Consider the following 13339-nt stretch of genomic DNA (forward strand, 5'->3'; position numbering starts at 1 on the left):
CGCCGGTCGTCTCGCGACTGGTGGACACTGCGCCTCCCCCAGCGTCTGGTCCATCTCCTGGACTTGCTGCACCATGGGCTGACTCAGCCTCGCGGTCTACGAGAGCCCCGTATAGCAGCGCCCTGCCGATGCGGATGCCCGGGGAGACGCCGATCCCTTGGACGCGATGCTCCGCTGGCATCAGCCTTCTCCGAAGCCGCTCTCGATGAGCTGCGTCAGCTCGCGGAGCGCTTCGTCGGCGTCGGCGCCTTCCGCCTCCAGCGTCATTTGCGCGCCTTTGGCCAGCCCGAGCGTCATCAGCTCCAGCATGCTTTTGCCGTCGGCTTGATCGCCTGCGGCGTTGGTAACCCGGATCGTCGCTTCATATTGTCCGGCCTTCTCCACGAACAGCTGGGCGGGACGGACATGGAAGCCTTGCTCATTTTGTATCGTTAACGTTGTCGTAGCCATGACAACCGCCTCCTTCATAGTTGATCCCGGGGGATGGACGATGCTAACTGCAAAAGTACACTTATTTCCCGGGATTTAGTTGGTTTCCGTTAGTTTAAGTGCAAAAGTACACTTATTATTGCGGGAAATCTCGCATAAGGCGATTTCGCAACAATTTAAATGCACTATTGCAGTTGTTTCATCGGTTCGGTGTAATCTGGCGATGATTAAGTGTAGTTTTGCAGTTAAAGTTACCTACTTCGGCTTTTGTGGCAGTATTAGACGCAGCCTTGCCGGGCTTGCGTTGCGCCTGCGCGTAAGTGCGCGTGGCCATCACGAAAGTACGACGGGGTTTGCGACGGGACGCGCCGTGGCCAACGCCCAAGCGTGTGCCTGGGTTTGCGACGGGACGCGCCCGTGCAACGCCCAAGCGTGTGCCTGGGTTTGTGACGGGACGCGCCGTGGTCAACGCCCAAGCGTGCGCCGGGTTGCGCCGGAGTGCGCCTTGGTTAGCGCTCACGGGCCTTGCGCTGGCACCAGTAGCTTCGCCACTCTAAGCCAGCAGCGGGATACGCGCCTGATAGCGCGCGATGCAGGCTGCATTGTGCGCGTCGGCGCCGTCGATGTTGCCGCTCAGGAACACCGGCGGCTCGTAGCCGCGCTTCGCCATGATGGCGATGGCGCGGGCGAAGATGCTGTTGAGGATCGTCGCGCCGATGACCGTCGAGGTCGGCGTGAACGGCACCGGCACGTCGGGATGCCGCAGCGCGGCGTCGCCCGGGGCGGCGTGATTGTCGATGACGAGATCGACGCTGTTGTACAAATGCTGGCCGCTAACGTGTCGCGAAGGCTGGCTCTGCGAGTACGCCAGCGAGGTGATGCCGATCGTGACGGCGCCCTTGGACTTGGCGATCCGGGCGACGTCGACCGGCACCGGGTTGCGCCCGGAGGTCGACAGCACGAACATCACCTCGCCCGGCCGGATATCCTGCTCCGCCATGAAGGTCGCGCCGAGCCCGTTCTCGCGCTCCAGCTCCGACGAGCGGACCGCGCCCTCATGTAGCATTAAGGGCTCATAGAAGATCGGCCGGATCGGCACCAGGCCGCCCGCCCGGTAGAACACTTCCTCGGTCAGAATATGCGAGTGCCCGCAGCCGAACAGGTGGATGATGCCGCCATCCATGATCGACTCGGCGACCCGCTCTGCTGCCTGCTCCATCGCTGCGCTCTGCGTGCGCTCTACGGTGTCGAGCAGCGTGCGGATCGCTTCAAAATAGCTGTGAATCAATAGTATCGCTCCTCTCAATCTGCCCTCTCCAACTCCTGGTAGTGTCCATTGTCGCTCTAACGCTCGCCACTGCGCTTATTTCTGTTGTTTTCCGCATTCTGCGATTCTTACGCTCGCCACGGAGCTTATTTGCGAGAAATGGCCCGGTTCGGCACGATTTTACCTAAATAAGCTCGCTGGCGAGCGTTAGCCTCTGAGAGGCAGCCGTATCGGCCCAATAAGGCCGAGGGCGAGCGTTAGCATCCTGGCCGAACGTCGCATCGTCAGAATCGCGGCCAAACGTCGCGCGTCAACAGGAACTTAGCGTATTAATGTTGGTCCGAAGGCTTGACGTCGGCGTCACTGCCGGCCAGATCGGCCTTGGCCCGCAGCAGCATCTCGGTCATCGCCGCCAGGCTGGCCTCGATAATCCGCTCGCCCTTGTCTCGCGTCGCCAGCGTCGCATCCCCCAGCACCGCCGTCGAGGTGAATCGTTCCCACGGCGTCGGCGTGCAGTCGTCCTCGATCGTCAGCATCGGGATATCCCGGATCGCCAGCGACATGTCGACCTGCTCCTCGGCCAGATAGAGCATATAGCTCGTCTCCAGCTCGCAAGCGTGGAAGTACGTCCCATGCGCCGCAGGCGTCTCGCGCACCTCGGCGATCGCTTCCTTGGAGCCGGGGTAGAAGAAATAGTAGACCTTGAGCGCCGGATAGTCGCGATAGAGCATGCGGGCCGCGTCCTTCATGCAAGCGGCGTTGCCGAGGTGGCCGTTCAGCATGACGTAGATGCCGAAGCCCTGACGATGCAGGCTCTCGCCGATGTCGTAGAGCATCTGGATCAGCGCGGCATTGGAGATCGTCAGGCTACCCGGGAAGTTCTGCAAGCTCCACACTTGGCCGTACGACAAGGTCGGGAGCACGAGGCTGCCGGTCTGCTCGGCCAGCCGCTGCGCCAGTCGCTCGGCGAGCACATTATCTGTGCCCAGCGGCAGATGCGGACCATGCGCCTCGACGGCGCCGACCGGCAGGATCGCGCAGCGCGCCTGCTCGATCGCATCTCTGACGGTGTAGCTCGTATAGTCGGCATAGTTCATCGGTTCGACTCCTCTCCGTTTCGGGGATGGGAGGCCGGAGTTGGTCCCCGTACCTCGTCGCGCTAACGTTTGAACGTGAAGCAAGCGGCAGGGTTGTGGACGAAAAATTTGTCAATCAGCCGTTGGCCGTCGAATCCGGCCCGGTCGGCCTCGTCGATGAAGCGAGGCACCCAGGAGCCAATGATGTATTCAAGCCCAAGGCCATGATCGTAATATTTGTAGTACGTCTTGCGCGCCGTGTCGCCGCTGACGAGGATATGATCCTCGTACCCCTTGCGCACCAGCGAGAGGATCAGCTCGATCCGCGTGCTCTCGGGCGCGTACTTGATCTTGCCGATGCCATCGAAGCTAAGATAGGCGCCGCTGCGGGCGATCTGCTCGTGATAGTACGGATCGGGATTGCGGTCCATATGGCCGAGACTCAAGTAATGCAGGTCCACCTGCTCGCGGCGTAGCAGCTCCAGCTGCTCCAGGCCCATCGTGCCGACCTCGGTATGCGAGTGGACCGGCGCTTTGGTCTCGTGATGCGCGCGGGCGACCGCCTGCAGCGTCTTCACCTCGAGCGGCGAGATTCGGTTGTAGCCGGTGCCGAATTTGACCTGGCCCGCCTTGAACGGCGTGCCCTCCAGTCCTTCCTCGACCTCGCGGATGATGAAGTCGGCGAGCTGATTGACGGTGCTGGCCTCGATCCATTCGGCGTAGGTGCGGTAGTTGCCGATCAGCGGCTTCAGCTCCTCCTTGATGCTGGCATCCCACAGGAAGCTCTTGTTGAATCCGGCGGTGCCGACGATCTTCACCCCGGTATTCTGCGAGATCTGATAGACGGCAGGCACATCGCGCCCATAATCGACGGCAGTGGCGTCGACGATCGTCTGACCGCCGAGCGCCTGGAACGCCCGCACATCCTGCTCCGACTTGGCCGGATCGTCGAGCAGCAGATCGTCCGCTCCGCGCTCCGCCCAGTAGGCGGGGCGACAGACGATATGCTCATGCGAATAGGTGAAGCCCAGCTCCGAAGGCGAGATATCGCCATCAAGCGTACGTATAAAGCTCATGGTGTTTCCCCCTTACCCCTAACCTGTATGAGATTAATGTTGACGCTGCATTTGAGATTAGGCTAAGGGACGGAGAGGAGAGGGAGGCTGGAGAAACGAAGTGTTCGCTTAAAAGCTTTTCGCAGAAAAGCTAGCTTCGAAAGCATACGCTGTCCCCGGATTTCAACAGCATATGCTGTTAGATAATCAAGAAATCTGGGGGCAACAGCGATCGTAAGTCCCCTCTCCTCGCAGTCTCGCCCGCCTATAATCTCAAAAGAATAGTTGTGACAGGAAGCGAATGATCGGCCCCAGGATGAACATATCCGAGTCGGCCGCCCACATCGCCGAATCCGGCACCGTGGAGGAGATCAGGTAACGGACCATGACGAATTGACCCCAGGCGACGACCGTCGCCGTGATGAAGCCGCCTAGCAAGGCGCCGCGCACGCCGCCGGTCGCATTGCCGAACACGCCAGCCGTCGCGCCGTGGAAGAACAGGACGATCATCGTCGGCACGAAGATATAGGAGACGGTACCGCCGAGCACGACCAGCCACAGGATCGCTCCGGCGAATGCGCCGAGGAAGCCGAGGATGACCGCATTGGGCGCATACGGATAGACGACAGGCGAGTCGAGCGCCGGAATCGCGCCGGGCACGAGTCGAGTAGCGATCCCGTTGAACGCCGGTACCAGCTCGCCGATGAACATCCGTACCCCCATCAGCACGATGGCGATGCCGCCGGCAAAGGTCAAGGACTGGATGATCGCGTAGATGATGAAGTTCTGTTCGCCGGCCTGGGCGATCAGCGCTGTCGCGCCGGGCGTATCCTTGAAGGAGAGGATGATCGCGCCGATCAGGAACAACGTCCCCATGCTGAGCGCCGTGATGACGTTAGGATCGCGCAGGAACTCCAGCCCCTTGGGCACCTTCAGCTTCTCCGAGTCATTCTCCTTGTTGCCGAACAACTGGCCGAGCCAGGCGCCGAGCAGCGCCACCGAAGCCGACGTATGGCCGAGCGCGATGTTGTTGTTGCCGGTAATCTTGCGCATGTAAGGCTGTGTCACGGCAGGTTGGAACGTCCAGTACAGGCCGAGGATGACCGAGAGCATGACGAGCAGCTTCCAGAACGAAGCTTCGCCGCCCGCCGTGTGCACGGCGATGCCGGCAAAGATCGTCGACGTCCAGAACATCATGTGACCGGTCAGATAGATATATTTGAATCGGGTGAAGCGGGCGAGCAAGACGTTGATCAGAAAGCCGAGGAACATCGACAGCGTCACGGCGCTGCCGAACTTGGAGTTGAAGACCTCCTGCCCCATGAATTGACCAAGGGACGAGGCCTCCAGGCCGAAGACCTCTTTCCACATCGGTTCGAATACAGACAGCGAGTTGACGATGACCCCGGCGCCGGCGTTGATGATCAGGAAGCCGATCGTCGCCTTAAAGGTGCCGCTGATGACCTGGCTAGTCGATTTTTTCTGCAGCAGCAAGCCGAGCAATACGATGAAGCCCAGCAGGATGGCCGGGGTTCCGAAGATGTTCGTCGCGATCCAAAAAATAACATCCATTTTAAGTTTCCTCCTTTATTTGGTGTGCCGTCAGGACGGCGAATAATCAACTTGCTGCGTGCAGAGGCCGGGTTGTATTACAGGGCTTCCTGCAAGCGGCTCTTGATTTCTTCGAGATCGAAATAATTATTGACGATAATGATTTTGGCGGCGTGGCCTTGCAGGCTCTGAGCCAGCTCATTATTCGTGATGATGAAGTCGGCCGGGGTGCCGGAGGCGCTCGAGACGTCCATATGCTCGACGTCGGCGTTTTTACCCATATCCTTCAGTACGTTCTCTACATTCATTCGCAGGATCAGGCTTGTGCCTTGTCCAAGTCCGCATACGCATAGGATTTTCATCGTTGATACCCTCCTGTTTGTTGTTAATTGACTTGCTTCAATAGCTCCTCGATCTCCTGCGTCGATGACGCGCTCTTCAACTGCTCTACATGCGCCGGGTTGTTCAGCAGGGATGTGAGCCTGCGTAGCAAGGCGATATGCTCCTCGCTCGACGACGCGCCAAGCGCGAATACGAGCGAGACGGGATCGTTTTTGGCATGGCCAAAGACGACAGGCTGCCTGAGGCGCGCCAGCGCGACCGAAGCCTCGCGCACGCCGTCCTCCGGCTTGGCGTGAGGCAGCGCGATATGGGGAGCGAGCACGAAGTATGGTCCCTTCTCCTCATAAGAAGCGACCATCGCTTCGACATAGCCGGGCTCGACGGCGCCCGCGTCTGCCAGCAGCGCGCCGGCCGCACGGATGGCGGCGGCAGCGTCCGCGGCATCGACGTCGAGCGCGATCAGACCGGGGTCCAGAAATTTCATTCTCATTTCTCCTTCCTTGTATGCGAGCTATTAATCCGCGTCCTACTTGTTTTGCACCCATGCCAGCAGATCGTTAATGCCGTTAGTATTTTCCAAAAGCTTGCGTTTATGCGGATCGCGTAGCAAAGCCGACAACTCGGCAAGCGGCTTCAGATGCGACTGTCCATCGCCGCTGGCGAGTACGAACAAGACGCTCACCTGATGACGCTCCTCCTCGCCAAAGGCCACCGGCTCCTCCAGCTTCAGCAGCGAAAATGCGGTCCGCAACGCGCCGTCCTCCGGCCTGGCGTGAGCGATCGCGATCCCGGGGGCGAGCACGATGTAGGGGCCATGCTCCTCCACCTTGCGGATCATCGCCTCGATATAACGCGGCTCGATCGCCCCGGATTGCAGCAGCGGCTGCGCGGCTGCATGGATCGCCTGCCGCCAGTCGACCGCTTGCCGGATCACGCTGATCCGCTCCGGCGTGAGCAAGGCAGGCAGCGAGAGCGGCTGCGCGGTCTCTAGCGGCTCACGCGCCCGCAGCAGATAGCGGCTGATCTCCTCGTACAGCAGCTCCTCGTTGCGGATGTCGGCATGCTTGCGGACGACCGCCAGGATCGCCTCGGCCGTCCCGCCAGGCAGTTGGGCGGCGCGCTGCGGCGCGTCGGTGCGGCCGATCTGCTGGAGCAGCGTGGACTTGTCCGTATCGGAGAGGATCGGCGAGACGACGAACACGGGAGCTGCGCTGCCCGGCAGAGGTACGGTCGAGAAGATCAGATCGACCGGCAGCGTGAAGTGCTCGTACTCCCGCAACGACAGCACGGCTAACCAGTCGATGGCAGGGAACAGCTGCTCCAGTTGCAGCTTGAGCATCCGCGAGGCCGATTGGCCATTGACGCAGACGATGATTGCGCGGCTGCGCGGCTGGGGCTGCACCTGCTCGCGGCGCAGCCAGCCGCCGAAATGCATCGCCAGATAAGCCATCTCGCCTTCGCCGATCTCGCGGGGCAGCAGCGCTTGCAGCGGCGCTGCCGCCCGCTCGGTCAGACGGTAGATCTCGGGATACTTGCTGCGGACAAGAGCGGCCGCTGGATTATCCTGATGCAGTCGATACTTGAGCCGATAATAAGCAGGCTTCACATGCCGGTAGAGCTGGGCCTCCATCGCCTCCCGATGCTGGAAGTACACGCAGCCCAGACGCTCGAAGGCGTCGATCATATCCGAGGTGGCTTGTCGCAGCCGCTGCGTCTCGCCGTCGGGATCGCGCTCCTCGACGCGATTGACGCTTGCGCCGAGCAGGTGGATGGTCAGGTAACAGATCTCATCCTCGGGGAAGCGGACCTCGAACAACTCGCCGAGCTGCGCCGCCAGCTCGGCGGCCAGGGGATAGAAGGGCGACTGGGTAAGAGCTCGCCGCTCATCTTCGTCGAGCTGCACGGCAGCGCCGGAGCGGAGACGCTGAGCGAACAGCAGCAGCCTGGAGGCCAGGCTGAGCACCGTCTCGTCCGTCAGCTCCATATGCGCGCGCCGTTCCAGCTCGCCGATCATCTCGTAGATTCGTTCCAGTTGGTCGATCGCTTGCAGAGGCAGACGGGCGTTGGCCAGCTGGCGGTGGAACATCTCCCGGAGCGCCGAGGAGGGGCCCAGATGCGGCAGCACGTACGAGAGGTAGTGCGAGAGCGCTTGCCGCTTGGCAGCCTCGTCGCCGCTCACGATGTAGCCGAGCTTGCGGTCGTACTGGACCTGGAGATCAAAGTCGGCGAGCTCGGCGGTCAGCCGCTTCAGCTCCTTGTGCGCGGTTCCCCGGCTCACGTCGAGCAACTGCTGCAGATCGTGCAGGAACACCGGCTCGGTGCGGCTGATCAGGTACATGGCCGTCCAGACGGCCCGTTCCTTGCGCGAGAGATAATAGTCGGTGCGCTCGGCCTTCCCGGCCTGCTCCGGCAGCCTCGCCTTGGTGGACGGAGGCAGCAGATAGCCGCTCTCCCGCACGTAGTGAACCGGCTCGAGCCGCTGGGAGCGCAGCCAATGGTTGATCTTGTCCATATCGTAGTAGACGGTCCGCCTGGAGACATGCAGTTGCTGCATCATATGCTGCACCGGCACATAATCCGGCGCTTCCTGCAGCAGAGCCAGCATGGCTCGATGACGTTCGGTTAAGATGCCCACCACCTCCTTTGTCTGCCCTCTGCCCTTACCCGCATTATAATCGCGGGCTGGGGGCCGCTTACAGCCCAATCATTGTACCCGGCCGTTTGCAAAGTTATACGGGGGAAATAGGAGCGGAAATCGATTATTGTATTCATAAAATAATTATTGTATACTAAATTTTAAGGTTGTATTTATTTCGATTGATTATGTATTAGGAGGAATGATGGATGACCTATCGCGTCGTCATCGCCGCAACAGAGCCGGGCTTCCCTGATTATCGCCGCGAGCGGGAGGTGCTCGAGCCGATCGGCGCGTCGATCGAGGCGCATTGGTGCCATACGGAGGCGGAGGTGATCGCATGGTGCAAGGATGCGGACGCGATCCTGACCAATCATGCGCCATTCACGGCGACCGTCATCGAGCAACTGCGGCAATGCAAGGTTATCGTCCGTTACGGCATCGGCTATGACAATATCGATACGGCCGCAGCGGCCAGGCAAGGCATCCCGGTGGTCAATGTGCCGGATTACGGCATTCAGGAGGTCGCCGATCATACGATGGCCATGATGCTGGGGGCGGTGCGACGCATTCCCCGGATGGATCGCAATGTACGCAGCGGCGATTGGGCGATCGGCAGTCTGGGCTCGATCCCCGGTCTGGGCGGCAAGACGCTCGGACTCGCGGGCTTTGGCAATATCGCCCGAGAGGTCGCGCGCCGAGCGCAAGGCTTCCATCTGGAGGTTATCGCCTATGATCCGTATGTGGGACAAGAGACGTTCGAGGCGATGGGCGTACATGCGGTCGATTTTGAGACGTTGCTGGCACGGAGCGATCTCCTCTCCTTGCATATGCCTCTGATGGAGGCGACGAAGCGCCTGTTTGGCCGACGGACGTTGTCGCAGATGAAGCGGACGGCCGTCATCGTCAATACATCCAGAGGCGGCGTCATCGATACGGATGATCTCGTGCAGGCGCTACTCGACGGGACGATCGCAGGCGCGGCTCTGGATGTGTTCGAGGAAGAACCGCTGAAGCCGGATCACCCGCTGCTGACGATGGAGCAATGTCTGCTAAGTCCGCATGCGGCATGGTACTCGGAGAGCTCTGTGGATCGGCTCCAGCACTATGCGGCGCTGGAGGTTGGGCGCGTGCTGTCTGGAGAACGTGCGAAGCATGTTGTGAATGGCGTATAACAAATGAATGACGCGCGACATAACGAAAGCGCGCGATAGAAGCACACGTATTGCGTTAGAAGCGCACTTATATGGAAGGAAGGTAGCAGCATGGAGTTTGCACAGCAGGTTGTACTCGTAACCGGTTCCGGCAACGGAATCGGACGCAGCACGGCGATGGGCTTCGCCCGAGAAGGCGCGCAGGTCGTGGTGGCGGATATCGACGGCGCGGCGGCGCAGGCGGTGTCCGATGCCATCAATCAGGCGGGAGGGCATGCCATCTGGCGTCAGACGGATGTATCGTGCGCGCAGCAGGTGGATGAGCTGTTCGACGTCATCCGGCAGACGTTCGGCGTGCTGGATGTGCTCGTCAATAACGTCGGCATTACGATTCGCAAGCCAATCGTTCATTTTACAGAGCAAGAGTGGGACTTCATCTTCGATACGAATGTGAAATCGATGTTCCTGTGCGCGAAGCGGGCAGGCGAGCTGATGCTGAGGCGGGGCAGCGGCGCTGTCGTGAACATCTCCTCGGTGCATGGTCTCGGCGGCATCACGAGGCGTCTGCCGTACGCGACCTCCAAGTCGGCGGTGGAGAGCCTCACGAAAACGCTGGCCTGCGAGTGGGCGCATGATGGCGTCCGCGTCAACTGCGTATCGCCCGGCTATATTATGACCGAAGCGATCCGCGACGTATTCGAGCAAGGCATCCTGAACATGGACGATATGGTGCGCCGCACGCCGCAAGGCCGGATGGGCGAGCCGGAGGATATTGCCGAGGCGGTGTTGTTCCTGTGCTCCAAGCGCGCTTCGTTCATCACGGGGGCGGTGCTACAGGTCGACGGCGGCTACTCCGCTTACCACGCGCCAGAGATCGAGCCGTCCTTTCGTCACGAATGGGCGTAATCTGCGAGCGACGGCATGAGGATTGCATTATAATGAAGAGAGAGGAATGGTAGCAGCATGGCCAAGGGAACGGTAGTCCGCGCCGCAGCGGTCAAGACGCTCGTCGTCGACGAGACGTATTCGTCCAAGATGCTCATCGACGATACGAACTCGGCAACCCGCAACGTACAACTGAATATGGGGATCGTCGCCCCGGGAGCGAAGCATCCCGATCATCATCATGACGAGGCGTATGACGAGGCGTATCTGATCCACAGAGGCCGGGCGATGGTACGGCTCGACGGCGTGGAGCATGAGGTGGAGGCCGGAGACGTCGTGTTCATCCCGGGCGGCTCGATGCATGCGATCGCCAACCTGAGCGAGACCGAGGAGCTGGTCATCTTCACGGTATGGTCGCGCTTGCCAGAGCCGGGAGCCAATAGCGTGTACGATCTGCGCTTGCAGCAGTGGGGCCGATCGTATCGAACGATAGACGAAGAGTAGGGGGAGGTGCGATGACGCATGAGCGCGCTATATGAGCAACTGCACAGCGTGACACCGCCAGTGGGCGCCATCGCCGTCTGGTCTCTAGGACAAGCGGGGTACGCCTACAAGCTGCCGTGCCGCAGGGTTGTGCTGATCGACCCTTATGTGACGGACTATGCGGAGCAGGTGCTGGGACAAGACTTCAAACGGCTCACGCCTTCGATCATCGCTCCGGCGGAGCTGGCCCGGCTGCCGATCGCAGCTTATCTGTTGACGCATCATCACGAAGACCATCTCGACGCCGACTGCATCCGCGCGATGCAGTCGGCTTCATTCCCTTTCTATGCGCCGCCGACCGCGCTGGATAAGCTGGCAGAGCTGGGCGTCGCCGAGCATCGCTGCCATGCGCTCCGTCCCGGCGACGTGCATGAGCTGGAGGGCTGGACGATCGCTGCGGCCTGTGCCGATCATGGCGAGCTCGCGCCGGATGCAGTCGGCATCATCGTGCGGGCGCAGGGCAAGACGATCTATCATATGGGGGATACCTGCGATCTCGGCGAGACGTTCCGCGAGTCATGCGGCGGGACGCCTGTCGATCTGCTGATCGCGCCGATCAATGGCAGGTACGGCAACATGGACACGATGGAGGCGGCCGAGGCCGTCCGGCTGATCGCGCCTTCGCTGGCTGCGCCCTGCCACTTCTGGATGCTCCCGGGCAACTCTGGCGGCGACCCGCTATTGTTCGCGGAGCGAGTCAGACAGCTGTCCCCGTCTACTGTGCCGTTTGTATTCAGGCTAGGCGAGCTACTAATCGTATAAGGAGGGTCAAGCATGTCAGTGCTCGAAGGCAAGGTTGCGCTCGTGACCGGCTCCGGGATCGGCATCGGTCGCGGCATCGCGTTGCGATTGGCAGCCGATGGAGCGGATGTCGTGGTCAACTATCGGAGCAGCGCCGATGAGGCGGAGGAGACGGCCGAGCGGATCAGGGACTTGGGCAGGAGGGCGCTCGTCGTGCGCGCCGACGTGTCCGAGGTGCGGCAGATTGTCGCGATGATGGAGCAGGTCCGGGCGAGCTTTGGCGGCGTCGATGTGCTGGTCAACAATTCCGCGATCGACCCGAGAGCGGATTTCTTCGACGTCACCGAAGAGATGTACGACCGCGTCATGGATACCAACCTGAAGGGGACGTTCTTCTGCACGCAGCAGTGCGCCGCCGATATGGCGCGCAAGGGGGGAGGCAAGGTGATCAACATCAGTTCGGTGCACGGCATGCTGACGATGCCGCATTATGCCGTCTACGCCACTACGAAGGGCGGGATGAACGCACTCACTCGTCAGCTCGCGCTCGATCTGGCCGCCTCCAATATTCAGGTGAATGCCGTCGCTCCCGGCGCGACCGAGGTCGAGAAGTTCGCGCGCCTCGATCCCGGGCATGACAAGGACGCGATCGGCAGACAGATCCCGCTCGGACGGATCGGCTATCCCGAGGATGTGGCGAAGGTGGTCGCCTTCCTGGCCTCCTCCGGCTCCGACTTCATGACGGGGCAGGTCGTGACGGTGGACGGCGGCTCGAGCACCCGCTTTTTTTTGCAGTGAAGCCGCCATCCGGCGCGCTCTGCCGGAGCAGCCCGATGCACGCGCAACAGCGCAAGCTTGCGACAGATGATCCATCTTCGCAGGCTTGCGCTTTTTTGGCGCGGGGCTGGCGGCTGAGCGGGAACTCCCGCGCACCGCAAGAGCGCGGTTGAGGAGCCAACTCGCCCGCGCACCGCAAGAGCGGCGGTCGGGGAGCCGGCTCGCCCCCGGCCTTACACGGCCAGCGGCCGGTAGAACCAGAGCTGCCCGGAGCGCTGCGGGAGCTCGACGGCAAAGCCGTGCATCCAGTCGCTCCCTCGCAGTCGCCGCTGCTCGCCGCTCTCCGACTGCTCGAGGATGTACATCTGCGCAGGGTCGATCGCTGCCGGACAGACGACGAAGCGATCCTCTGTCGCCTGCGTATTGCGTACGACCTGGAAGAACCCCTCGCCAGTGTCCGGCTGGTGGAATTGCATCGCATAATAATCGCGCTCGCTCTTGCGCGTCTCCGTCAGCGGGTAGTAATCGCCCTCCAGCATAAGACGGGCGGCTCTGCGCCAGATGGCATGCATCCGCTTGCCCAGCTCGAATCGCTCCTCGTCCGACTCATCGAATAGGATCATCGACGTCAGACTTGGCGCCATCGCGACATGGTAGGCGTAGGCGTCGATCGGTTGATTGCCCGGCGGCTCGTAGCCTCCCTCGTTATTGTCCCAGCTCATCGTATGCGCCCGGAAGTATGGAATCCACTCGAACATATAGCGATGCTGCTTTTGCTTGACCGGATGATGCCCGTAGCCAACATCGGTATAGTGGAGCGGCACGGAACGGCGCATCGTCTCCAGGTCGTTGCGGCGGCCGCCTGCCGCGCAGGAGGCGATCCA

The 13339-nt window shown here is 61.2% G+C and carries 15 protein-coding genes; 5 read left to right on the forward strand and 10 right to left on the reverse strand.

Annotated elements, in window-relative coordinates; all coding sequences use genetic code 11:
* The 9 genes from PA598K_RS37370 to PA598K_RS19985 form a co-directional block, all read right to left on the reverse strand.
* The coding region (locus tag PA598K_RS37370; protein ID WP_221414156.1) for a hypothetical protein at positions 1–181 on the reverse strand (181 nt) is incomplete at its 3' end.
* Complete coding sequence (locus PA598K_RS19950) at positions 181–450, reverse strand: HPr family phosphocarrier protein (RefSeq protein WP_128658652.1); 270 nt, start codon at positions 448–450, stop codon at positions 181–183. The genes PA598K_RS37370 and PA598K_RS19950, both read right to left, overlap by 1 nt.
* A 532-nt stretch (positions 451–982) precedes the next feature.
* Complete coding sequence (locus PA598K_RS19955; RefSeq protein WP_128658653.1) at positions 983–1717, reverse strand: SIS domain-containing protein; 735 nt, start codon at positions 1715–1717, stop codon at positions 983–985.
* 308 nt (positions 1718–2025) lie between these two features.
* Positions 2026–2793 (reverse strand): creatininase family protein, encoded by a 768-nt coding sequence (locus PA598K_RS19960; protein ID WP_128658654.1) that lies wholly within the window; start codon positions 2791–2793, stop codon positions 2026–2028.
* A 62-nt stretch (positions 2794–2855) separates the two neighbouring features.
* Complete coding sequence (locus PA598K_RS19965; RefSeq protein ID WP_128658655.1) at positions 2856–3848, reverse strand: phosphotriesterase family protein; 993 nt, start codon at positions 3846–3848, stop codon at positions 2856–2858.
* 252 nt (positions 3849–4100) lie between these two features.
* Complete coding sequence (locus PA598K_RS19970) at positions 4101–5399, reverse strand: PTS ascorbate transporter subunit IIC (protein WP_128658656.1); 1299 nt, start codon at positions 5397–5399, stop codon at positions 4101–4103.
* 77 nt (positions 5400–5476) lie between these two features.
* Positions 5477–5740: a PTS sugar transporter subunit IIB gene (locus PA598K_RS19975; RefSeq protein ID WP_128658657.1), complete on the reverse strand. Its 264-nt coding sequence runs from the start codon at positions 5738–5740 to the stop codon at positions 5477–5479.
* Between the two features lie 23 nt (positions 5741–5763).
* A complete protein-coding gene (locus PA598K_RS19980; RefSeq protein ID WP_128658658.1) occupies positions 5764–6204 on the reverse strand; it encodes a PTS sugar transporter subunit IIA in 441 nt (146 codons plus the stop codon).
* A 42-nt stretch (positions 6205–6246) separates the two neighbouring features.
* Positions 6247–8355, reverse strand: a complete 2109-nt coding sequence (locus PA598K_RS19985; protein WP_260405508.1) for a BglG family transcription antiterminator — start codon at positions 8353–8355, stop codon at positions 6247–6249.
* A gap of 209 nt (positions 8356–8564) precedes the next feature.
* On the opposite strand from PA598K_RS19985, the gene PA598K_RS19990 reads away from it, so the two are divergent.
* From PA598K_RS19990 to PA598K_RS20010, 5 genes are all read left to right on the forward strand, one after another.
* Complete coding sequence (locus tag PA598K_RS19990; RefSeq protein ID WP_128658660.1) at positions 8565–9530, forward strand: C-terminal binding protein; 966 nt, start codon at positions 8565–8567, stop codon at positions 9528–9530.
* Between the two features lie 90 nt (positions 9531–9620).
* Positions 9621–10415: an SDR family NAD(P)-dependent oxidoreductase gene (locus PA598K_RS19995; protein ID WP_128658661.1), complete on the forward strand. Its 795-nt coding sequence runs from the start codon at positions 9621–9623 to the stop codon at positions 10413–10415.
* Between the two features lie 57 nt (positions 10416–10472).
* Complete coding sequence (locus PA598K_RS20000; RefSeq protein ID WP_128658662.1) at positions 10473–10898, forward strand: dimethylsulfonioproprionate lyase family protein; 426 nt, start codon at positions 10473–10475, stop codon at positions 10896–10898.
* A gap of 18 nt (positions 10899–10916) precedes the next feature.
* The gene (locus PA598K_RS20005) at positions 10917–11699 is read left to right on the forward strand and encodes an MBL fold metallo-hydrolase (RefSeq protein ID WP_128658663.1); all 783 of its coding nucleotides are present in this window, start codon (positions 10917–10919) and stop codon (positions 11697–11699) included.
* Between the two features lie 12 nt (positions 11700–11711).
* Entirely contained in the window at positions 11712–12476 is a 765-nt protein-coding gene (locus tag PA598K_RS20010) for an SDR family NAD(P)-dependent oxidoreductase (protein WP_128658664.1), read from the forward strand.
* 212 nt (positions 12477–12688) lie between these two features.
* Here the strand turns inward: PA598K_RS20010 and PA598K_RS36350 are convergent.
* The coding region (locus PA598K_RS36350) for a hypothetical protein (protein ID WP_185602118.1) at positions 12689–13339 on the reverse strand (651 nt) is incomplete at its 5' end.

Origin of the sequence: Paenibacillus sp. 598K (genome assembly GCF_003851045.1) — a bacterium.
GTDB lineage: Bacteria > Bacillota > Bacilli > Paenibacillales > Paenibacillaceae > Paenibacillus_D.

What these genes read in the sequence shown, in the direction of transcription:
- PA598K_RS19950 (WP_128658652.1), bottom strand. Translation starts at nt 450, where the DNA reads ATGGCTACGACAACGTTAACGATACAAAATGAGCAAGGCTTCCATGTC.
- PA598K_RS19960 (WP_128658654.1), bottom strand. Translation starts at nt 2,793, where the DNA reads ATGAACTATGCCGACTATACGAGCTACACCGTCAGAGATGCGATCGAG.
- PA598K_RS19965 (WP_128658655.1), bottom strand. Translation starts at nt 3,848, where the DNA reads ATGAGCTTTATACGTACGCTTGATGGCGATATCTCGCCTTCGGAGCTG.
- PA598K_RS19970 (WP_128658656.1), bottom strand. Translation starts at nt 5,399, where the DNA reads ATGGATGTTATTTTTTGGATCGCGACGAACATCTTCGGAACCCCGGCC.
- PA598K_RS19975 (WP_128658657.1), bottom strand. Translation starts at nt 5,740, where the DNA reads ATGAAAATCCTATGCGTATGCGGACTTGGACAAGGCACAAGCCTGATC.
- PA598K_RS19980 (WP_128658658.1), bottom strand. Translation starts at nt 6,204, where the DNA reads ATGAAATTTCTGGACCCCGGTCTGATCGCGCTCGACGTCGATGCCGCG.
- PA598K_RS19990 (WP_128658660.1), top strand. Translation starts at nt 8,565, where the DNA reads ATGACCTATCGCGTCGTCATCGCCGCAACAGAGCCGGGCTTCCCTGAT.
- PA598K_RS19995 (WP_128658661.1), top strand. Translation starts at nt 9,621, where the DNA reads ATGGAGTTTGCACAGCAGGTTGTACTCGTAACCGGTTCCGGCAACGGA.
- PA598K_RS20000 (WP_128658662.1), top strand. Translation starts at nt 10,473, where the DNA reads ATGGCCAAGGGAACGGTAGTCCGCGCCGCAGCGGTCAAGACGCTCGTC.
- PA598K_RS20005 (WP_128658663.1), top strand. Translation starts at nt 10,917, where the DNA reads ATGAGCGCGCTATATGAGCAACTGCACAGCGTGACACCGCCAGTGGGC.
- PA598K_RS20010 (WP_128658664.1), top strand. Translation starts at nt 11,712, where the DNA reads ATGTCAGTGCTCGAAGGCAAGGTTGCGCTCGTGACCGGCTCCGGGATC.